Genomic DNA, 19,986 nt, shown 5'->3' with positions numbered 1-19,986 from the left:
TTTCCTCCCGTCCCGGTCTTTGCCGGGTTGTCAGTCCGGTATCTTGGTTATGTTGTGCACATAGACTTCGTTGAGTTTGATGCGGTCGCCTTCCAGCACCACAAGGTCGAAGCCGCGCATCAGACCCTTCGTCCCGTCCGGCATCGAGATCGTCGCATACCAGCGGCCGCAAAAGCCGTTTGCCGTTTTCCATGTCTCATGCGGCGCGTAGTGAATGGGCGGCGTCGAATCGAAAAGCTGCTTGAGGTACGCCCCGAGCGCCTCCTCGCCCTTGAGCCCGTCCGGCACTTGCGGATCGCGATAGGTCGTATCCGCCGAATAGAATTTCAGCAGTCCCGCCACATCCTTCTCGGACCATTTGGCAAGCCAGCGCGCATTGAAATCCTCTATGTCTACGCTCATGCCGCCGCTCCCTCTTCCTGCGTCTCGCCAAGCACGCGGCGCTTGTGTTCTTCGGTGAACATTTCAGACGGCAGCGTTTCCGGCCCCGCCATGATGGCAAAGGCGTGTGCGCCAAGCGTTGGGTCCGCCGCCTTGCGCTCATTGTAGCGCCGCCGCCGCTCTCGCGCCGCCTCGCCGAACTCGGCATCGAGAATGGACTGCAGATGCCCCGCAAAGCGCAGCCGCCGGAGCCGCTCGAAGCGTTCCTCGGCATAAGGCGCAAAGAGAGAAGGGCTCCAGTCACCATTTTCTTTCAGCAGATCGCTCACAATCCGCACATCGCGATAGGTGATGGAAAGCCCAAGCCCGTTGATCGGGTCGTTCCAGCCCGCGGCATCGCCGATCAGCACCGCGCCTTGCGCAAAGGGCTCATCTGTCCATGAGTCATTGTTGAAATAGCTGAAGAGCGGCCCGGCAGGCGTCGCATCGGCAAGATACTTGTTGTCCGGCGCGCAGTTCATGCGGAAGGCTTCGAGGAAAGCGCGCGGTCCGTATTCGCCCGCAAAGCGGCGCCGCTCGTCGAGCGAATAGCTGCCATAGATGCGCACACGGCCCTTGCCCTGCGGGAAGGCGAGAAAGGCGAAGTCGCCTTCTGTGCCGATGGCCTGCCGGGTCGGGTTCCAGCCTTCCGCGCCTTCGACGAGCAGCCCGCCGAACATGTGATGCGGCTTGTCCTGATGAAGCTCGATGCCGCAGGCAGCGCGCACTACGGAGGAGCGCCCGTCCGCACCGGCAATGAGCCGCGCTGTCGCTTCATGCGCCTTGCCGTCATGTTCAAACTCGACGCGGGGTGCGGCGCCCGGCACGACCTTCGTCACGTTGACGCCGCGCAGCGCCGTCGCGCCGGCGCGCTTCGCCTCGTCGAACAATGTCTGGCAGTGATGCGGATGACCGATGCAGAGCGGCCCCGGCACACCCGGAATGAACATGTCGAGCGGCAGCGGCATGGCCTCGGCCACTTCCGGGTCGTGCGTCTCGTCATAGGTAACATGTTGCGCGAGGTGATGCCCGCCCGCACCGACAAGCGTGTCGTAGAAGCCGAGCCGTTTCGTCTCCGCGACGCCCCATGGCGCGATCCATTCGCCGCGCACATGGTCTTCATAGACCGTGCTCTTTTCGAGCAGCAGCACGCTCTTGCCGGCCTTCGCCATGGTGGCCGCAAGCGCCGAGCCGCCAATGCCGCCGCCCACAATGATGAGATCGTATTGCTGGGTCATTTTCGGCCTCCCGCCCGGTTCGTCATATTCAATCGAGGATCATGCCGACCGATCCGACGACGGCGCGCGGTTCGCCGCTCGCGCCGCCGCTGCCCCAGCTTTCGCCGGCAAGCGCCGGGTCGAGCGGCGCGGCGAACATCGCCGTGATCGTGTCGATGAAATGTCTGAGCGTCGCCTCTGCGCTCCACATCGGATGCGGCCGCGAGCGGTCGGCAAGGGCCGCTTCCCGCGCCGCGGTGACACCGGTGAGATAGGCGCCCAGAAAAACGAAACGCTGGTTCTTTGCGGCCTCGGGCATTTCCGGCATCAGCCTGCGCAAATGGTCGAGGCAGCGCAGATAGCCGGAGTTCCAGCGGTTCTCCAGCGCCTCCATGAAGAGATCGCGATGGCTCATGCCAAGGAGCGCGATGAAGCGGATATAGCTGTCCTCCGCCGTGTCGGTTTCTTCCGCGAGATTGACGGAGGGATAGACGAGTGCCTCCGCGACTTGGCGGATCGACTTTGGCCCGCCCTCTGCTTCCAACTTGTCGAGATAGGCATTTCGGCGGATGTCGATAAGCTTCGCTCCGTCGGTCACGAGCTCCCGGACGAGGGCCTCCTTGGTGCCGAAATAATAGGAGAGCGAGCCGTGATTCTTTTGGCCCGATGCCTCCACGATTTCGCGCACGGTCACGCCGTCTATGCCGCGCTCGGCAAAGAGACGCCGCGCCGCCAGCTTGATCTGCTCGCGCGCGGTGAGGGGACGTGCTTCGATGCTCGCCGTTTTGTTCATTGACAGAGAGTGACTCTCCGGGCTTGATAGGTCAAATGGATAAAACAGGTGACCTAACGGAAGCCGGCGTCAGACCGGGCAAGGGTCGCGGGGAGGAATGCCGATGGGAGACATACCCGTCGATCTTGAGGCGCTGGCGCGCTGGATGGACAGGCAGGGGCTCGGCAAGGGGCCGCTTGAAGATGTGACGCTGCTCGGCGGCGGCACGCAGAACATTCTTCTGCGCTTCACGCGAAATGGCCGCACCTTCGTGCTGCGCCGCCCACCACCCCATCTGCGCAAGAACTCCAACGAGACCATGCGCCGCGAAGCGCGCATGCTCGCCGCTATCGCCGATACGGACGTGCCGCATCCCCGCCTCATCGCCGCCTGCCCGGAAGAAGATGTAATCGGCGCATCGTTTTATCTGATGGAGCCGATCGACGGCTTCAATCCGACGGTCGGTCTGCCGCCGCTCCATGCCTCCGACCCCGCCATCCGGCGGCGCATGGGCTTCTCGCTTGTCGAAGGCATCGCGAAGCTCGGCGCGGTCGATTACGAAAAGGCGGGGCTCGCCGGTTTCGGCAAGGTCGACAATTATCTGGATCGTCAGGTCGCGCGCTGGCAGGCGCAGCTTGAATCCTATCGCGAGTTTCCCTCATGGCCGGGCCCGGATGGCATTCCGGGCGTCGCCAGGGTCGCAAAATGGCTGGAAACCAACCGGCCGGAAAACTTTATCCCCGGTATCATTCATGGCGACTACCATCTCGCCAATGTGATGTTTCGCCATGACGGGCCGGAACTGGCCGCCATCGTCGATTGGGAACTGACCACCGTCGGCGATCCGCTGCTCGATCTCGGCTGGCTTCTCGCCACCTGGCCGCAGGAAGGCGCGGCAGCAGGCGCCGTCGGGGTGCAGCCCTGGGATGGCTCTCCGTCAGCGGATGAACTGGTGGAACATTACAGGCCGCGGACAGCGCGCGACATGAGCCATATCGAATGGTACGGCGTTCTCGCCTGCTACAAGCTCGGTATCATTCTGGAAGGTACCCATGCCCGCGCCTGTGAGGGCAAGGCGCCGAAGGAAACGGGCGACAAGCTCCATGCGAGCACGTTGGGCCTTTTCGAGCGCGCCCTGCGCTGGATCGCCTGACGCAGGAAACAAGGAAACAAAAAGGGAAGAGCGATGAAGGATACGGATTTTTCGGGCAAGCGCGTGCTGGTCGTCGGCGGCTCCAGCGGCATCGGCAATGGCATTGCTCATGCGTTTCGTGAGCGCGGCGCGGAAGTCCATGTCTGGGGCACCCGTGCCTTCGCAAATGATTATGCAGGCACCGAAGGCTCCGACATGACGGGCCTTCACTATGCGCAGATGGATATTTCCGACTTCGACGCCATCGAAGCCTATGCGCCGCCTTTTTCATCGCTCGATGTGCTGGTGCTGAGTCAGGGCACCGTCATCTACAAGCGCGGCGAGTTCAGGATGGACGGCTTCCAGAAGGTGATGGATGTGAACCTCAACAGCCTCATGGCCTGCGCCATCAAGTTCCACGACATGCTGGCCGCCGCGAAGGGTTCGCTCATCACGGTAAGTTCCACCGCCGGCTTTCATTCGACGTGCGGCAACCCCGCTTACAACGCCTCGAAGACAGGCGCTGTCGGCCTCACCCGCACGCTCGGCGAAGCCTGGGCGGGCGACGGCATCCGCGTGAACGGCATCGCACCCGGCCTCGTCGACACGAAACTCACCAAGGTCACGACGGAAGACCCGAAGCGCCGCGAAATGGCGATCCGGGGCATTCCTGCCGGCCGTCTTGGCACGCCGGAGGACATGGCAGGCGCGGCAATCTTCCTCGCCTCGCCGCTCTCCTCCTACATCTACGGGCAGACGCTGATCGTCGATGGCGGCCTCATCCTTTCCTGAACTGCAATGAAAGCACGCCGATGAATTTCGAACATGACGGCAAGTAGCGAAGGGCAGGGGAAATCGCCATGAAGGGTCTCGGATATTTCGGCGAAAGGGACATCCGCTATGTGGATTTCCCCGATCCCGTCTTGATGGGTCAGGACGGCGCGGTGGTAAAGATGAAGGCCTGCGGCATTTGCGGCAGCGATCTGCACATCTATCACGGCCAGGGCTTCTCGAAGGATCACGGCTATTGCGTCGGCCATGAGGCGGTGGGCGAAGTGGTCGAAGTGGGCCGCGATGTCCGCACATTGAAAGTGGGCGACGAGGTCATGCTGTCGGCGGCTGTGCGCTCGGGCGGCTGCGGCCGCTGCAATGTCTGCCGCGCAGGTACGCCCGCGAAATGCGCAAAGCAGATGTGGGGCTGCTATGGCCTCAGCACGCAGTTGCAGGGCTGTCAGTCGGAAGGCATCGCGGTGCCTTGGGCGGATCATAATGTGACGCGCATCCCGGATGGCATTGCCGCCGAACAGGCGCTGCTGCTGACCGACAATCTGCCAACGGCCTATATGGGCGCAAAGAACGCCGACATCGGTCCCGGCAAGACGGTGGCCGTTGTCGGCCTTGGTCCCATCGGCCTCATGGCGGTGCAATCGGCCTTTGCGCTCGGTGCGGCGCGTGTCTTCGCAATCGACCTCGTGAAGGAGCGGCGCGACGCAGCGGCGGTGCTCGGCGCCATTCCGCTGTCGCCGGAAAATGCAGTCGAGGAAATCCGCGAGGCGACGGACGGCGCGATGGTCGAGTGTTCGGTTGAGGCGGTCGGCATCGACAGGACCATCGAACTTGCAATCGCTGTCGCGGGCCGCAATGGCAGCATCTCGGTCTTCGGCGCCAACCGGAATCAGGCATTCAAGTATCCGCTCTGGACCGCCTTCAACAAATCGCTCACGTTTCGAGTCGCGGGCTGCTTCGTGCAGAGCCACTGGCCGGAGCTGATCCCGCTGGTACAGGCCGGCCGCCTGACACCGGAAAAATTCGTCACCCACCGCATGTCGTTGAAGGATGGTGCCGAGGCCTATCGCATTTTTGACGGCAAACTCGACAATGTGATGAAGGTCGTGCTGGCGCCGTAAGGAGCCGGCGCGCAGCTTATTCGCTGAGTTCGAAGCGGATCGGAACCGTGAGGGAAACGGTATCCGTTGAAATTTCCGGCGGCACCGGCGGCATGGGGTTGGCGCGCCCGATCGTCGCGAGTGCCTCGCGGTCGAGAATTTCATAGCCCGAGCCCTCTACGATCGATTGGCTGAGTACGTTGCCCTGCCGGTCGACGCGGAATGTCACTGTGACGGTGCTTTCCAGCTGGCGCCGCTTCGCCGCTCTCGGATATTGCTGATGCCGCTTGAGATGCGCGAAAACGAGCGCCCTGTATGATGGCATGGAGGTTACTTCAGCGGAACTCGGCGCAGCATTGACCGGCGCAGTGGTCGTCTGCGCCGGTGGCAAGGGCGAAGCTGCAGGGGCGGCCGCTTCTCTCTGCGGCTGCGGCCGTGCGACAGGCTCCGGCAGCGCGACTTCGGCCGGCTGCGGAAGGGGCGGCTCGGGCACTGGTTCGGCCTCTTCCTCGACCGGCTCCGGCTCCTCGACGGGCGGTCCTTCCGGCAGGTTCGTCACGGGCTGCGGCGGCGCGCTGGCAATCGGCGCAAGGTCAAGCGTGATGGCAGACGAAAATGGCTCGATATCGTCCTCGACGCCGAATTGCGAACAGACGATGGCTGCGGCAAGTCCGGCATGAAGCGCGATTGCGAAGATCGTGCCGGCGCGCCATGCCGGAGCGTCGGCAATGCCTGACCTGCTTTCGCCCTGGCCCAGCATCGGCGTACTCATCGCGCGTCCGGCGCTTCGAGCCCCACAAGTGCAATCTTGAGATAGCCCGCGGCCCGGAGCTCGTTCATCACATCCATCAGGCTGCCATATTCCACCGACTTGTCGGCGCGCAGGAAAACCCGCTGCTCGCGGTCGCCGCCCGTTTTCGCATCGAGCGCGGCGGCAAGCGAAGCCTTGTCCAGCGGCTCCTCGCCGAGCACGAGGCTGAGGTCCGGCTTGACCGAAAGAAAGACGGGCTCTGTCGGGCGCGGCTGCGGTTCGGCATTGGCAGACGGCAGGTCGACGGGAATATCCACCGTCGCGAGAGGCGCTGCGATCATGAACACGATCAGCAGCACAAGGATCACGTCGATGAAAGGCGTGACATTGATTTCATGCGTTTCCGCAAGGTCGTCATCGCCATGATCGAGACGAACAGCCATGGTTCAATCCGCCGCCTTGGAGAGACGGGGCTTGCGCCCGAGATCGAGATCGCGGCTGACGATGCGCAAAAGCTCCGCCGAACTGTCGGCGACAAGCGCGCGGTAACCGGCAATGGAGCGCGCAAAGGCATTGTAGATGACCACGGCGGGAATGGCCGCGGCGAGGCCAAGTCCCGTCGCGAGCAGCGCTTCGGCGATGCCCGGCGCGACGACGGCGAGATTGGTCGTCTGCGTCTGTGCGATGCCGATAAAGCTGTTCATGATGCCCCAGACCGTGCCGAACAGGCCGACAAAGGGTGCCGTCGCGCCGATGGTGGCAAGTACGCCCGTGCCGATGCCTATTTCGCGGGCTGCGTTGGCTTCGATGCGCTGGAAACGCCAGGCGATGCGTTCCTTCACGCCTTCCTTGTCCGCCGTTTCGCCCGACGCGCTCAGCTCGCCGATGGCTGCTTCCGCGAGAGCTGCCACCGGGCCTTTGAACTTGCCCATGCTTTGTGCGGCGTCGTCGAGCGAAGCCGAAGCCGCGAGCGCGGCGAAAGCCTGGGTCGCGCGCCGTTTTGCACTGGCGATTTCCATCCGCTTGGCAAACCAGATCGTCCAGGTGACGATCGAAGCGATGACAAGGCCGATCATGACCGCCTTCACGACGATATCGGCCTGCATGAACATGCCCCAGGGCGAAAGATCATGCGGCAGCATGGTGCCTGCCCTGCCCGCAGACGCATCCTCGTCCACCATGCCGATCGCTTCGCTCATACCGGCGAGGTCTTCCTGCGAAATCGCTTCCTGTGCCATGAGCGGCGCAGCCGGCGTGCCTGCGAAAAGCGCGAGAGCAAGCAGCGCCCGGAACAGAACAGTCCGGCAAACCGGGATCGTCTTTTCGCCCATCGTCATGACACTCACTTTCATACGGGCCGGCATACGGGCCGGATACTATGCCGCATCAGGCGGAATTGCTGTCGCTTTCGGGCCGTTCAACCATAAATAATAATGCTTCGCAATGTCATTCGTCCCGCTGCCATATTGTCGCGCGGGAAATTCCTGCCGGCAGGCCGTAAACCCGGCTGGAAGCGCGGATTTTGGCGAGGCCCGCCGGTGCCGCAGGGCTTTGTCCGCCCCGGCGGGCGATGTAGTCTCGCCGCCGCGTGCGCCTGCTCCTGCAGGCCAGATGAGAGCGCCGCGAACGGCGCCAGGGAGGGGCGAATATGGAACAGCCGAAAGACGCAACCGAAGCGACGCGCCAAGCGCTAGCCGCGCTGGTAGAGACCTTGCCGCAGGACACGGCCGAGGATTTCGAACTCGCCAGCAAGGGCTTCATCGCCACCATCCCCGACGCGAAGGTGCTGAACGAGCATGGTCATGCCGTGTGGGATATGGGCACCTTCACTTTTGAGGGCGAAGGTTGCGGCTGCCCGGACACGGTCAATCCGAGCCTTTGGCGTCAGGCGAAGCTGAACTCCATTCACGGTCTCTTCGAGGTCACGCCCGGCATCTATCAGGTGCGCAATTTCGATCTTTCGAACATCACCTTCATCGAAGGCGACACCGGCTACATCGTCATCGACCCGCTGATTTCGGCCGAGCCCGCTGCCGCCGCGCTGGCGCTGATGCGCGAACATCGCGGCGACAAGCCCGTCACCGCCGTCATCTATACGCATAGCCATGTCGACCACTATGGCGGCGTGAAGGGCGTGCTCTCGGAGGCGGATATTGCGAAGGGCCTGCAGATCATCGCGCCGGAAGGCTTCCTCGAGGAAGCGGTGAGCGAGAATGTGCTCGCAGGCAATGCGATGGGCCGCCGCGCGACTTATATGTATGGAGCGCTGCTGCCGCGCAATGCGCGCGGTCACGTCGATGCCGGCCTCGGCAAGACCGTGTCGATGGGGCAGGTGAGCCTCGTGCCGCCGACGGTGAGCATTTCCGAGAGCGGCACCCGCATGGTGATCGACGGTATCGAGATCGTTTTCCAGGTGACGCCCGGCACCGAAGCACCTGCCGAAATGAATTTCTACTTTCCGCAGTTCAAGGCGCTCTGCATGGCCGAGAACTGTTCTTGCCATCTCCACAATATATATACGCCGCGCGGCGCGCAGGTGCGCGATGCCAAGGCATGGAGCTGGTATATCGACGAAGCGATCGAACTTTTCGGCGCAAAGACCGATGTTCTCTTTGCGAGCCATCACTGGCCGCGCTGGGGCTCGGATGCCGCGATCTCTTTCCTGAGGAAGCAGCGCGACCTCTACAAATATGTCCACGACCAGACGCTGCGCATGGCCAATCACGGGCTCACGCCACTCGAAATTGCCGAGGAGCTGAAGCTGCCGCCGACGCTTGCCGCCGAATGGTACACGCGCGGCTATTACGGCACGCTCAATCACAATGCGAAGGCCGTCTATCAGCGTTATCTCGGCTGGTTCGACGGCAACCCGGCGAACTTGCACAAGCACCCGCCGGTCGAGGCGGCAAAGCGCTATGTTGATCTTGCGGGCGGTGCGGAGGCGCTTCTCGCGAAAGGCCGCGATGCATTTGCCAAAGGCGACTACCGTTGGGTCTGCGAACTCGTGAATCATCTCGTCTTCGCCGATCCCGGCAATGCCGATGCGCGTCACCTGCAGGCCGACACGCTGGAGCAGCTTGGCTATCAGGCGGAGTCCGGCCCCTGGCGCGCCTTCTATCTCACCGCGGCGATGGAGCTTCGCCATCCGCGGCCGCCATCGGACACCCCGCGTCAGGGCGCGGCCGGCCAGTTGCGCACACTGCCCGCCGAACAATTGCTCGACTCGCTCTCCGTCCGCCTCAATGGCGAGAAGGCCGGCGCGCGCGAATTCGCCTTCAACATCCGCTTCACCGATGCAAAGGAACATTTCCTTGTCACGGTGGAAAACGCGGTCTTCCATCATTATCCGAAGCGAGAGCTGAAATCGGCGCCCACTATCTCGCTCACCCGCGAGGCGCTGGTGAACCTCGTCACCGGCGAAATTTCGTTGCCGCATGAAAGTGTCGCGATCGAGGGCGATGCCGCCTCCTTCGCTGATTTCATCGCGCTGCTCGATCGGTTCGATTTCTGGTTCGAGATCGTCATGCCCTGATAGGTTTCGCCATCCGACATATTCACCGGGAGAAAAGAATGAAGAACGACGTCAACCGCCAGTTCCGCCTGAAGACGCGGCCCACAGGCCGCATCGAGAAATCGAATTTCGATTTCGTGGAGGAAAGCATTCCCGAACCCGGCCCTGGCGAAGCGCTGGTGCGCGTTCTATATCTCAGCCTCGATCCGACCAACCGCATATGGATGAGCGACATGGACCAGTACATGCCGCCCGTTGCCATCGGCGAGGTGATGCGCGGCGGCGGTGTCGGCGTGGTCGTGAAGTCGAATTCCGCCCGTTACAAGGAAGGCGATCATGTGAGCGGCCTCACCGGCTGGCAGGATTACTGCATTGCCGATGAGGGGCTTCGCGCCATGAGCGTGCTACCGCACGGCCTGCCGGTCGATCTGCCGGTCATGCTCGGCGCCTGCGGCATGACGGGCCTCACCGCTTATTTCGGGCTTCTGGAGCTTGGCCGCCCGAAGCCGGGAGAGACGGTCGTGGTTTCCGCGGCCGCCGGTGCCGTCGGCTCTGTTGTCGGCCAGATTGCCAAGATCGAGGGCTGCCGCGCGGTCGGCATTGCGGGCGGGCCGGACAAGTGCCGCCACATCGTCGAGGATCTCGGCTTCGACGCAGCGGTCGACTACAAGCGAGCGGACTGGCGCGCGCAGCTTGCCGCCGCCACGCCGGACGGCATCGACGTCAATTTCGAAAATGTCGGCGGCGAGATCATGGAAGCCGTCATGGCGCGGATGAACCTTTTCAGCCGCATGCCCCTTTGCGGCATGATCTCCGGCTACAATACCGGCGATCCCGCGATGCGCGGCGACTTCTCACCCATCCTGATGCGCCGCATCGAAGTGCGCGGCTTCATCGTCATCGACTTCATGCCAAAATTCGCCGAGGGCGCCATGCAGCTTGCCCAATGGGTAGTCGAGGGCAAGCTGAAGCACCGCGAAACCATCGTGGACGGGCTCGAGAATGCGCCTGTTGCGGTCAACCGTCTCTTCGACGGCGGCAATATCGGCAAGCTGGTAGTGAAGCTTTAGCTTGCGATGCGCCGCGTCTTGCCGGCGCTGTCGCGCAGATGGACCGTATAGGTCAGGCGGCCATTGGTTTCGACCCGCGTGATCGTCGCATCGACGGGGAATTCGGTTCCGTCCCGGCGCAAACCGGTGACGGGACCGCGCTCGCTCATCCAGCGTGAGGCGGTGCGTCCCTTGCCGAATTCATCGACCTGCCTTGCATGCGCAGAACGGAAGCGCTCGGGGAGCAGCGTATCAAGGGGCTTTCCGAGGACTTCATCCGCCCGGTAGCCGAACATCTGCTCCGCCTTGATGTTGAAGAAAGTGATGTTCTGCTCTGCATCGACCGAGACGATGCCGTCTTCCGCGACCATGAGAATGCGCGAGAAGAGCAGGTTTTTCTCCTTGAAGGCGATCTGCTCCTGCCGCCTTGCCGTATTGTCGCGGAAGGTGATGAGAAAGCGCCGCTTGCCGTCGAAGCCCGCCTCCACAACGCGCACATCGGCAGGAAATTCCGTGCCGTCCTTGCGCCGCGCGATGAGGTCCAGATAGCGCGATTGTTCGTGCTCGGGTTCGGCCGCCCAGCGAGCGAGCCATTTCACGGGATCGGCGCGCTGACCCGGCTGCTGCGGCACAAGCATGGCGATGTTCTGTCCCAGAACATCGCTGCTCGCATAGCCAAGCAGCCTCTCCGAGGCGGGATTGAAGTAGGTAATCTCGCCTTCCGGTGTGGAGACGATGATCGCCTCCGGAATGCCGTCCACCAGCGCCCGGTAAAAGCCGGCGGCCGCGCTATCGTCCTTGCTCATGGTTCTGCTTCCGCCTCGCCGTTTGAAGGGCCCCGGCGGCGTCCTGTCCGCCGGGGTTTGTCATTCGTCTCAGATCGCGTTGCCGGTCGGATGACCGCCTTCCATCGCCTGCAGTACTCGCACATCGTCGAAAATCGGGATGCCGGCTTCTTCATACTTCTTGCGCGCCGTCGGCGTCAGCAGGCCGACGCGGGCGAGCGCCGGCATCATGAGATCTTTCAGTGCATGCACCTGACCCGGCGGCAGGCTCTGCGCGACGCCTTCATCGGCCGCCTGCTGCAAACCCTTGAAGAAATCGTCCGCATCGATGCCGCTATTCTCCAGCACCTGCATGAAACCCGGATCGACGCGATTGGCGATCGTGCCCGCGGTCTGGGCCTTGACGAGAATATTGACCGCCTGGAAAGCGAACTCGGCAAGCTCCTCGAGATCGTCGGGATGCATCGTCTTGAAGACCGGCCCGAGAAAGGCATGGCCGAATGAAACATGGCGGCTTTCATCGCGCATCACGTTGAATGTGAGTTGCTTGAGCAGCGGGCATGTGGTGGTGCGATACATGTTGTTGAAGGCGCCGAGCGCCAAGCCTTCTACGATCATGTTCATGCCGATCATGACCTTTTCGTAGCGGTCGGACTGAAGCGTGACATCGATAAGCTGCTTCAGCCAGGGCGACATGGGGTAGACGAGGGCGATCTTGTCGCAATATTTCGAATAGACCTCGACATGCCGTGCCTCATCCATCGTCTGCGTGGCGGCATAGAGCTTGGCGCCTTCGTCGGGCACCGAATGCGTGACGCAGGCTGCCGTCATCAGCGCGCCTTGCTCACCATGCAGGAACTGGGAAAGAAGCTGCGCCGTCGAATGGGCGGTAAAGGTTTCCCGCTGCGATTTCGACAGCTTCTTGAAGAATGACATCTTGTGATAGATATCACTGTCATTGGCGATCAGCGGACGCGAGGGGTCGACTTCCGTGTCCCAGGGAAGCAGGTCGTCGGAATCCCACTGGTTCTGCTTTGCCCGCTTGTAGAGGTCTTCGACCTTGTCTTCCGAGAAGATGTAATTGAACGTCCAGGCGATATCCATCGGGTTGCGATAGATGTCGTCCGGCGTCATCGTCACTTTCCAGTCGCCTTTCTTGACGATCTTCGCTGGGGTCGTGCTCATCGTTTCCTCCTGAGTTTGGCCGCGTGCCGATTGCGGCGCGGCGGGGTGCTGTTTCCTCAGTACTGACGGGCGGGCGCCCGGACGACGAGACCGTCGAGCGAGGAGTCCACCTTGATCTGGCAGGCAAGCCGGCTGTTCGGCTGCACGTCGAAGGCGAAATCGAGCATGTCGCCTTCCAGCTCATCCATCGGCGGCAGCCGGTCGAACCAGCCGCTCTCGACATAGACATGGCAGGTGGCGCAGGCGCAGGCCCCGCCGCAGTCGCCTTCGATTCCGGGAATGGTGTAGCGGACGGCTCCCTCCATCACGGAGAGACCCTCCGCGACGTCGACCGTGTGTTCGGTTCCGTTGAACTCGATATAGGTGATCCTGGTCATGCGAGACCCTCGCCACTCTTTCCGTCTGTCCGGTTGGTTCCGGGCTATATCCACAAAAAAATTGTATCTATATGGGCGTGCCGCACCCCGTGGCAGATTGTCCGGCGGCGCACGCGCCGCTGCGGCAGATTGTCCGCCGCAATGCGGGAGAATCCTTGCTGCTCTGCAAAAACCGGCTCTGCCGGACTGTCCGTAAACGGAAAGAGAGGTGCCGTGGAGCCGGCGAATCCGGCTCAGGGACAGGCTTTATTGGGCGGGAACCGTGGCAAATCCGCCGCTCCCCCGCCGGGAGATTTGCTGTAAACTGATTGCGTTATGTTCGTCGGGCGCCAGGGGCGCTCCCTGCGTGGAAGTATTCTCATGAGTGGAAGAAATCTGTTCGCCATTCTCGTTCTGGCCGTTTCCCTGCCGCTTGCGGCGCAGGTGAGGGCACAGGATGCGGGGTCGTCGTCGGATCCCGTGGATGGATTGCCGCCCTTTGATGATGTCCAGTACGAACTGTCGGACCCCGTTGGCTCGCCGCCGGTGAACTACCGCTCGGGCTACGACCCGGAATACGACACGCCCGAACTCCACAACGCGGAAATGTATGCCGAGGAATATGAACGTCGGAAGCAGGAAGAGCAGATCAAGGCGCGCGAGCAGATCGACCGGATCAACAATTTTTCCTCGGGCGCCGTTACCACCGACGGCGTGATAGGTCCGCGCTATTGATAGCGCCGGTCAATAGTCCCACTTCCAGTTGATGCCAACATCGCTTGACGTGTCGTTGCCGATCTTCGTTTCGACGCTGATATTCGGCGTCACGTCGATCTCGACCTTGACGTTCGAGTCGCTCGCCAGCGCCCCCTGCTCGACGCCGACGTAGAATCCCTCTCGCAGATACCGGCCTGCTGAAACCGTCGTGCCGCCCGAGCTTCCCTGGTCCACGCGCAGCACGTCGAGGCCCAGCGTGTCCTGAATCTGGCTGAGGATTCCGAAGCCGCCGATGCCTCCGCCCGAAAGTTCGGCCGCCGTATTGGCAAGCTGCGCTGCCTCGAAGGCGGTCAGTTCGCCCACACCCTTGCCGAAAAGGATGCGCGAGATGATTTCATCGCGCGGCAGCGAGGGCGACGAGCTGAGTTCGATAGCGGGCGCCGAGCCGCGTCCGCTCAGGCCGACGGTTGCCGAGAAGTCGCTGCGGGCATATTCGAGCGCAATGTCGAGCCGCGGATCGACCGGCCGCTCGCCAGCAAAGACGGCGCGCCCGCGGGACAGTGTGAATGTCTTGCCGGCGAAGTCGAGCTTGCCCCGCTCCGATGTCAGCACCCCCTCCACGACCGGGTCTTCCGCAAGCCCCGTCACGCGCACCGAGCCCGTCCAGAGCGAGTCGACACCGCGGCCCGCAATGCGCGCCGGCGGATTGCCGATGGCGAGCGTAACATCGAGCTCGAGGGGCAGGGGTTGAACTTCCTCCGGCTCTTCTACGTTGTTCGCTTCTTCCGGTCCCTGCACGATGATGACATCGATCTGCGACACCCCGCCCGGAAGCTGCCGCGGGATCAAATACCGCGCCTCGGCCGTCGTGAGGCGGCCTTCGAGCTTCAGCGGTGCGTCCAGGCTCGGCGGCAGCACCGTTCCCGTCAGCGCTAGTTCACCGTCGACCGAAAGCACGAGGTCGCGCCGGTTCACCATGCGCATACTGTCGAAGCGCGCGCGAATACCCGCAGCCTTGGCGGCGCTGGCCGCGAGCGAGATTGTGCCTTCGCCCGTCAGGCGCCCACTGGCGCTGTCGCGCGCACTCATGGTGAAAGTCAGCACCTCGCTGCGTCTTCCTTCGAGATTGAGCGCGAGATCGCGCATTGCGGTGCCGGTTTCGAAATTTTCGAAGGTGCCATTCGAAATTCGCGCATGACCGGAAACCTGCGGCGCGGAGATATCGCCATCTGCCGAAAGCGATATTTCGGCGTCGCCGGTAAGCCTTTGCCCCGGCAGGTCGGCAAGCGCCATCAGTGACGCCATCGGTCCTGTCCAGGTCAGCAGCGCTTGGATCGGACCGCGTTCCGCCAGAACGGGAAAGGCGCCTCTCGGATCGCGTATAAGCGGCAGCTCCGCTTCGAGCCGGAACGGCGTTTGGGAAATGCCCTGCGCTTCCGCCGTGAGCGACAGCCGCCGCCGCGCCCAGGTGGCATCAAGCGATGCGTCGAAGGCAGGCCGAATGTCGAGCCCGCCCTCGGCAAGCGTTGCGCCATCGAACCGCAGCGCGGCGCTGCCGGTTTCCGCCCCGCTATCGAGTTCGGCGCGTCCCGAGGCCGTACCGCCAAGAACTTCAAATGGCATAAAGGGCGAGACGAGTTCGAGCGGCAGATTTTCGAGCACCATCGCCATGCGCGCGCGTCGAGCCTGTATCGTCGCATCGCCAGTGAGAAAGCCAGCCCCGCCCTGCCCCTCGAAACGCATGTCCAAGCCGCGCAGCCGGGTGACGCCATCGCCAAGTTCCAGCTTGGTCGGTATCGCGAGCCGCGCACTTGCCGCGCCGATTGTGGAATCGAATTTGCCGACCGTGATGAGATCCGGCGTTACCTCGGCTGCAATATCGAGCAATACGGGCTCGGCCTTGACCGACAGCCGTTCGCCTTCGAGCCGTGCCGCAACCGCGATCCGGACGAGCGGCCCCTTGGCGCTTGCTTCGATCCGCGTGACGCGCGTGTTGCCGGTGGCGCCGCTCTCGGCTTCGACGTGGGCATCGATCGTTCCTTTGCCGGTCAGATCCTGCAGCACGGCGCGCATGGTCACCTGATCGAGCGCAACGGGCTCGATGATGTCGATATCGATACGGCGCGACCCGATCTCCAGCAATGCATTTTGCTGGCCATCTTCGCTGCCGAACGTGAATTCGATATCGGCGCGGCCATCCACCGTTAGCCCGGCGATACGCCCGAGCGGAGCCAGTGCCGCGCGAATTCCCGAAATACTGCCGCTCGCGAGCCCATCTGGCGACATATCAAGTGCGCCGGTGAAGGCAGCGCCGAAGAAATTGATGTCGATGTCGTCGAGCCGCACGCCGCCATTGTCCTGCACTGCGAGGATGGTCTGAAGCGAGGCGGCGCCGTCCGCACCGGCTAGACGGAAGGAAACGGGCCCGCGACCTTGTTCGAGTTTTGCAGAAAGGAGAGCCTCGCGCGCATCGAACCCGACGAGTGTGCCGCCGCCAAGAGTGGCATCGAGCGCAAGCGTCGGCTGCTCCAGGGTGCCTTCCATGCGGGCGCTGGCGGAAAACACGCCGCGCGCCGTTTCACCCGCGATCACGCCGACCTCCGCCATGCGGGCATTGAACTCACCGCGCATCGTGCCGGATTCGGCGAGCGTGAAATCGCCGGCGAGATCGAAGTGCGAACCCGCCTTTGCCGCAAGGCCCGTGATCGCGACCGTGTTGCCGCTGCCAAAGCCTACGCGCGCATTGCCGGTCAATCCTTCGGCGAGCAGCACATCAAGTTCCGCACCGCTCGTCGCAATCGCGCTTGTCTCAATTGAAACAGTCGCAGCGCCTGCATCACCGGCAAGGGAAATATCGGCAAAGATCAGCTGCGCCGTGCCCCGCATAGGCTGGCCAAGTATCTCACCTACGGGCCGGAGATCGGAAATCTCTGCGCTTCCTTCACCGGAAAAGCTGAAGCCCTCGCCGATCCTTGCGCTGCCTGACACGCGGAGAACGCCTGCTTCGGTCGTTACGATGGCTTCGGAAATTTCAAAGACGTCGATACCACTATTCGCATCCAGGGCCACTTCCCAGCCGAAATCGGAAAAAAGGTTGCCGTCCACGATGTCGAGAAGATCGTCAAGACCGGCAAGCCGTCCTTCGCCCGTCACGCGCCACCCGCCAAGCACCTTCGTGGCGGCCTGTGCCTCGCCCGTGAGCGTCAGCGCACCTGCTTCAAGTGTCTTGATGTCGATTGTATAGACGCCGCTGCGTTGCGGGGTGAGCCTGGCGTCGAGGCGAAGCGCCGCATTCTCGCCTGCGAAATCGAGCTCGCGCGCAACGAGGCTTCCGCTGGCGGAAAGTTTCAGATTGAGGCTTGTGCCCCGGGTGAGCGCACCGTGAGATTCGGCTTCAGCCTTTATCGCATTGCCGCCATCGATCGATGCGGTCCCGACGATCAGGCCGTCGCGCATCTCTCCTGTCGCCGATATCGAGAGGCCGCTGAGCCCGTCGATCTCGAGAAGCCGCGCAGCGATGCCTCGCTGTCCGGCGTCTCCATCCTTGAGTGTGAGCCTCAGCGTGGCGCGATCTGGCGCCGTGCGGTGGTCGAGTGCGATGGCGACCATGCCGTGCCTGCCGTCGGTCCGTGCCGCATCAAGCGTGAGTGCGTTCCGGTTGCGGCCGAGCGCCGCCATCCCTGAAGCGTCGAATGTGACCATCTCGCCGGCGAGCGCCTCACCGATCACGGTCCCGGCGAATGAAAAACGATCGACCGTAATGTCGACGGGGAGGGAAGGCAGCGAAAAACTCTCTGCCTGCGCATCGGTTTCCTCACTACCGACCGGCGCACGCGACACGGAGAGAGCTTCAGTCGCAAGCCGCTCCACATGCACCTCGCCGCGCCAAAGGGCGAGCGGGCGCCAGTCGAGCTCGAGCCGGGCAAGCGTCAGCCATTCGCCTTCAGCGTCGCTGAGTTTCAGATTCTCGATGACAAGCCGGCGAGGCCAGTCGCCGCCGATATCGCCGATCTCGACCCGCATTTCCTCGCTGTCGAGGCCGTGAAGCGCCCGGTCGAGCAGGGCCTGGCGCAGCGGTGCGATGTTGAGTGCGCCGATGACGAGAATGGCAAGCGTAAGTGAAATGCCGGTGACGACGAAAAGCAGGGCGAGAAGACCCCGGCCGACCCGCCGCGCCGCGCCCATGTGGCGCAGATATGTCTTGTCCGCCGCCATCAGAAAGCCTGCCCCAGCGAAACGTAAATCTGGAACGTATCGTCGACGTTCTTGCGCCGGTTGAGCGGCGTCGCGACGTCGAGGCGCACCGGGCCAATCGGCGTGTAGTAGCGGATGCCGAGACCGGCACCCCAGAGCAGCGGGTCGCTGAACGACGGCTCAAGCGTGGAAAAGGTCTGCCCGCCGTCGATGAATACGACGCCGCCGATGGTTTCAGTAAAGCGGTATCGCGCTTCGGCACTCGCCTCCAGCACTGATCGGCCGCCGACGGGATCGCCCTTGGCATCGAGCGGCCCTGCCTTCTGATGGCCATAGCCGCGCACCGAGCCGCCGCCGCCCGCGTAGAAGCGCGTCGAACCCGGCACATCGGCCGTATCGTTTGCCGCGATCAACCCGTATCGTCCGCGCAACGCAAGCACGAGTTCATCCGTCAAGCCGAGATAGGTCGAAACTGCCGCTTCGAGCCGGGTGAACGTCGTCGCACTCTGGTCGCTTGCGCCGAAATAGGGCGTGCCGGCAAGCGTTGCGCGCAACCCTTCGCGCGGGTCGAATACGTCATCTGTATTGTCGTAGCGCAACAGCAGGGGGATACCGATGAGCTGATAGGCGATGCGGCCATTGATGTCTTCCGTTTCGGTGACCTGGAAGGTCGCGCCGAGCGATCCGGTCCACCAGCGGCCCAGACTCCGCTCGAGTGAAACGCCAGCCTTGATCCGGTTTTCCGTATAGGCGTCGTTTTCCTCATGCACGATTTCGGCGCTGGCAAGCAGGCTCTGGTCGGGACGCAGGAAATTCGGCTTGCGGAAATCCGCCGTCGCGGATTGCTCTATCTGGGCGATTGAAAGGCCGAGAGTGAGGCGCTCCGCCTGCCCGAAGAGATTGCGGTGTTCCCAGCTTCCCTGCACGCCCGCACCTTCGCTGCTCGACCATTTGGCGCCGAGGCGGACCGTGCGTGGCGCGCGCTCGCTGAGTTCGATCTGCTGTGGCAGGACATCGCCCTCCGCTTCCGCCGATGTCACGGATATGCCGGAGAAGAGCCCCGTGCCGCGCAGCGCCTCGACCGTGCGGTCAACCTCGCTGCGATCGTAGATCGCGCCCTCGCGCATGGTGGCAAGCGAACGCACATAGGAAGGGTCGGTGCGGCCTTCCGGATTGCCGATCCGCGTCTCGCCGAACACGAAGCGCGGGCCTGCTGTCATGTAGAGCGTCACACGCCCCTGATGCGAGGAAATGTCGATGACGACGCGCCGCCGGTCGAGCTTCGCTTCCGGGTAGCCATTATTGTGAAGCGTGTTGAGCGCCTTCTGCGTGAGGTCGATCACGCGGTCGGCCGTTGCCGCGCGGTTCGGTACAAGGTCGAGTTCGGCGCCCGTTGCGGGCCGTCCATCGCCGCCACCGGGATAGTCGCTATAGGTAATGTCGAAGCGATCAATCATGGTGCGTGTGCCGAGCGAGACGAAATAGACGACTTCGAATGCGCCGCCCTGCGCCTGCCGCACCGATGTCGTGACACGGCCACTGTAGTAGGCCTCCGATTTCAGAACCTCTTGGAGCCGCTTCTCGTCTTCCTGCGCGCGGCGGCGAAGCTGGGCGAGCGTGGCGGGCGGCGGCGGGCCGTCTTCCGCATCGGGCCTGAGCTCGCGCGCGTTCTCCAGCAGGTCGCGCAGATAGTCGGGGATGCGGCGCCCGGTAACGCGGCTGGAAAAATCGAGCCCGTTCGCCGGCCGCTCCCAGGAAAAGCCGTTCGCGCCATTCGCCTCCGCTTCCGCCGCGCGCACGGGCACCGCCAGCATGAGCGCGGGCAGGGCAAGCGCAGCGAGGAAGATGGCGGTCCGCGGCGATGGGCTTTTCATGCGTCTCCCGCGGTTTCTCACGCGAACGGGTGGGGCTTTCTCGAGCCTCGTCTCAAGTGCCAGTCAGGGCCGGGAGCGTCAAGTTTCCCCGGGCCCTTGACCTTCCAGTTGCTGGAAGCCCCATATTCACCTGATCG

The 19,986-nt window shown here is 63.1% G+C and carries 17 protein-coding genes; 6 read left to right on the top strand and 11 right to left on the bottom strand.

Going from position 1 to position 19,986, the window contains the following annotated elements; genetic code table 11:
• Positions 1–30 precede the first annotated feature (30 nt).
• Genes ACK4FH_RS02585 through ACK4FH_RS02575 form a run of 3 tightly spaced genes read right to left on the bottom strand, consistent with a single transcriptional unit; the run spans position 31 to position 2,430 of the window.
• A complete protein-coding gene (locus ACK4FH_RS02585; RefSeq protein WP_409810950.1) occupies positions 31–402 on the bottom strand; it encodes a nuclear transport factor 2 family protein in 372 nt (123 codons plus the stop codon).
• Entirely contained in the window at positions 399–1,658 is a 1,260-nt protein-coding gene (locus ACK4FH_RS02580; protein WP_409810948.1) for an FAD-dependent oxidoreductase, read from the bottom strand. Before ACK4FH_RS02580 ends, ACK4FH_RS02585 begins: the two co-directional genes overlap by 4 nt.
• A gap of 28 nt (positions 1,659–1,686) precedes the next feature.
• Positions 1,687–2,430 (bottom strand): TetR family transcriptional regulator, encoded by a 744-nt coding sequence (locus ACK4FH_RS02575; RefSeq protein ID WP_409810946.1) that lies wholly within the window; start codon positions 2,428–2,430, stop codon positions 1,687–1,689.
• A 103-nt stretch (positions 2,431–2,533) separates the two neighbouring features.
• On the opposite strand from ACK4FH_RS02575, the gene ACK4FH_RS02570 reads away from it, so the two are divergent.
• The 3 genes from ACK4FH_RS02570 to ACK4FH_RS02560 all read left to right on the top strand — a co-directional run bounded on the left by ACK4FH_RS02570 (position 2,534) and on the right by ACK4FH_RS02560 (position 5,448).
• Complete coding sequence (locus tag ACK4FH_RS02570; protein ID WP_409810944.1) at positions 2,534–3,562, top strand: phosphotransferase family protein; 1,029 nt, start codon at positions 2,534–2,536, stop codon at positions 3,560–3,562.
• Between the two features lie 33 nt (positions 3,563–3,595).
• On the top strand, positions 3,596–4,333 hold the full coding sequence (locus tag ACK4FH_RS02565; protein ID WP_409810942.1) for an SDR family NAD(P)-dependent oxidoreductase: 738 nt from the start codon (positions 3,596–3,598) through the stop codon (positions 4,331–4,333).
• A 68-nt stretch (positions 4,334–4,401) separates the two neighbouring features.
• Positions 4,402–5,448, top strand: coding sequence for an alcohol dehydrogenase family protein (locus tag ACK4FH_RS02560; protein WP_409810940.1), 1,047 nt, complete (start codon positions 4,402–4,404; stop codon positions 5,446–5,448).
• Positions 5,449–5,464: 16 nt separating this feature from the next.
• On the opposite strand, the gene ACK4FH_RS02555 is transcribed toward ACK4FH_RS02560, so the two are convergent.
• The 3 genes from ACK4FH_RS02555 to exbB are packed head-to-tail and all read right to left on the bottom strand — an operon-like array spanning position 5,465 to position 7,515.
• Entirely contained in the window at positions 5,465–6,199 is a 735-nt protein-coding gene (locus ACK4FH_RS02555) for an energy transducer TonB (RefSeq protein ID WP_409810938.1), read from the bottom strand.
• Complete coding sequence (gene exbD / locus ACK4FH_RS02550) at positions 6,196–6,621, bottom strand: TonB system transport protein ExbD (protein ID WP_409810936.1); 426 nt, start codon at positions 6,619–6,621, stop codon at positions 6,196–6,198. Before exbD ends, ACK4FH_RS02555 begins: the two co-directional genes overlap by 4 nt.
• Positions 6,622–6,624: 3 nt before the next feature.
• A complete protein-coding gene (gene exbB / locus ACK4FH_RS02545) occupies positions 6,625–7,515 on the bottom strand; it encodes a tonB-system energizer ExbB (RefSeq protein ID WP_409810934.1) in 891 nt (296 codons plus the stop codon).
• Positions 7,516–7,826: 311 nt separating this feature from the next.
• Between exbB and ACK4FH_RS02540 the strand changes: the two genes are divergently transcribed.
• Positions 7,827–9,710, top strand: a complete 1,884-nt coding sequence (locus ACK4FH_RS02540) for an alkyl/aryl-sulfatase (RefSeq protein WP_409810932.1) — start codon at positions 7,827–7,829, stop codon at positions 9,708–9,710.
• A 38-nt stretch (positions 9,711–9,748) separates the two neighbouring features.
• Positions 9,749–10,759 (top strand): NADP-dependent oxidoreductase, encoded by a 1,011-nt coding sequence (locus ACK4FH_RS02535; RefSeq protein ID WP_409810930.1) that lies wholly within the window; start codon positions 9,749–9,751, stop codon positions 10,757–10,759.
• Here ACK4FH_RS02535 and ACK4FH_RS02530 read toward each other — a convergent pair.
• From ACK4FH_RS02530 to ACK4FH_RS02520, 3 genes are all read right to left on the bottom strand, one after another.
• Entirely contained in the window at positions 10,756–11,544 is a 789-nt protein-coding gene (locus ACK4FH_RS02530) for a PAS domain-containing protein (protein ID WP_409810928.1), read from the bottom strand. The two genes, ACK4FH_RS02535 and ACK4FH_RS02530, sit on opposite strands and share 4 nt — an antisense overlap.
• A 69-nt stretch (positions 11,545–11,613) precedes the next feature.
• Complete coding sequence (locus tag ACK4FH_RS02525; RefSeq protein WP_409810926.1) at positions 11,614–12,708, bottom strand: ferritin-like domain-containing protein; 1,095 nt, start codon at positions 12,706–12,708, stop codon at positions 11,614–11,616.
• Between the two features lie 56 nt (positions 12,709–12,764).
• A complete protein-coding gene (locus ACK4FH_RS02520) occupies positions 12,765–13,085 on the bottom strand; it encodes a 2Fe-2S iron-sulfur cluster-binding protein (protein WP_409810924.1) in 321 nt (106 codons plus the stop codon).
• 360 nt (positions 13,086–13,445) lie between these two features.
• Between ACK4FH_RS02520 and ACK4FH_RS02515 the strand changes: the two genes are divergently transcribed.
• Positions 13,446–13,799, top strand: a complete 354-nt coding sequence (locus ACK4FH_RS02515; RefSeq protein ID WP_409810922.1) for a hypothetical protein — start codon at positions 13,446–13,448, stop codon at positions 13,797–13,799.
• 9 nt (positions 13,800–13,808) lie between these two features.
• Here ACK4FH_RS02515 and ACK4FH_RS02510 read toward each other — a convergent pair whose 3' ends face one another.
• The gene (locus ACK4FH_RS02510) at positions 13,809–17,996 is read right to left on the bottom strand and encodes a translocation/assembly module TamB domain-containing protein (RefSeq protein ID WP_409810920.1); all 4,188 of its coding nucleotides are present in this window, start codon (positions 17,994–17,996) and stop codon (positions 13,809–13,811) included.
• Positions 17,996–19,849, bottom strand: coding sequence for an autotransporter assembly complex protein TamA (locus ACK4FH_RS02505; protein WP_409810918.1), 1,854 nt, complete (start codon positions 19,847–19,849; stop codon positions 17,996–17,998). The genes ACK4FH_RS02510 and ACK4FH_RS02505 overlap by 1 nt, the downstream gene beginning before the upstream one ends.
• Between the last annotated feature and the right edge of the window lie 137 nt (positions 19,850–19,986).

Origin of the sequence: Parvibaculum sp., from assembly GCF_046297875.1 — a bacterium.
Lineage (GTDB): Bacteria > Pseudomonadota > Alphaproteobacteria > Parvibaculales > Parvibaculaceae > Parvibaculum.
This window is presented reverse-complemented; position numbering and strand designations above follow the sequence as displayed.

What these genes read in the sequence shown, in the direction of transcription:
- ACK4FH_RS02585 (WP_409810950.1), bottom strand. Translation starts at nt 402, where the DNA reads ATGAGCGTAGACATAGAGGATTTCAATGCGCGCTGGCTTGCCAAATGG.
- ACK4FH_RS02580 (WP_409810948.1), bottom strand. Translation starts at nt 1,658, where the DNA reads ATGACCCAGCAATACGATCTCATCATTGTGGGCGGCGGCATTGGCGGC.
- ACK4FH_RS02575 (WP_409810946.1), bottom strand. Translation starts at nt 2,430, where the DNA reads ATGAACAAAACGGCGAGCATCGAAGCACGTCCCCTCACCGCGCGCGAG.
- ACK4FH_RS02570 (WP_409810944.1), top strand. Translation starts at nt 2,534, where the DNA reads ATGGGAGACATACCCGTCGATCTTGAGGCGCTGGCGCGCTGGATGGAC.
- ACK4FH_RS02565 (WP_409810942.1), top strand. Translation starts at nt 3,596, where the DNA reads ATGAAGGATACGGATTTTTCGGGCAAGCGCGTGCTGGTCGTCGGCGGC.
- ACK4FH_RS02560 (WP_409810940.1), top strand. Translation starts at nt 4,402, where the DNA reads ATGAAGGGTCTCGGATATTTCGGCGAAAGGGACATCCGCTATGTGGAT.
- ACK4FH_RS02555 (WP_409810938.1), bottom strand. Translation starts at nt 6,199, where the DNA reads ATGAGTACGCCGATGCTGGGCCAGGGCGAAAGCAGGTCAGGCATTGCC.
- exbD (WP_409810936.1), bottom strand. Translation starts at nt 6,621, where the DNA reads ATGGCTGTTCGTCTCGATCATGGCGATGACGACCTTGCGGAAACGCAT.
- exbB (WP_409810934.1), bottom strand. Translation starts at nt 7,515, where the DNA reads ATGACGATGGGCGAAAAGACGATCCCGGTTTGCCGGACTGTTCTGTTC.
- ACK4FH_RS02540 (WP_409810932.1), top strand. Translation starts at nt 7,827, where the DNA reads ATGGAACAGCCGAAAGACGCAACCGAAGCGACGCGCCAAGCGCTAGCC.
- ACK4FH_RS02535 (WP_409810930.1), top strand. Translation starts at nt 9,749, where the DNA reads ATGAAGAACGACGTCAACCGCCAGTTCCGCCTGAAGACGCGGCCCACA.
- ACK4FH_RS02530 (WP_409810928.1), bottom strand. Translation starts at nt 11,544, where the DNA reads ATGAGCAAGGACGATAGCGCGGCCGCCGGCTTTTACCGGGCGCTGGTG.
- ACK4FH_RS02525 (WP_409810926.1), bottom strand. Translation starts at nt 12,708, where the DNA reads ATGAGCACGACCCCAGCGAAGATCGTCAAGAAAGGCGACTGGAAAGTG.
- ACK4FH_RS02520 (WP_409810924.1), bottom strand. Translation starts at nt 13,085, where the DNA reads ATGACCAGGATCACCTATATCGAGTTCAACGGAACCGAACACACGGTC.
- ACK4FH_RS02515 (WP_409810922.1), top strand. Translation starts at nt 13,446, where the DNA reads ATGAGTGGAAGAAATCTGTTCGCCATTCTCGTTCTGGCCGTTTCCCTG.
- ACK4FH_RS02510 (WP_409810920.1), bottom strand. Translation starts at nt 17,996, where the DNA reads ATGGCGGCGGACAAGACATATCTGCGCCACATGGGCGCGGCGCGGCGG.
- ACK4FH_RS02505 (WP_409810918.1), bottom strand. Translation starts at nt 19,849, where the DNA reads ATGAAAAGCCCATCGCCGCGGACCGCCATCTTCCTCGCTGCGCTTGCC.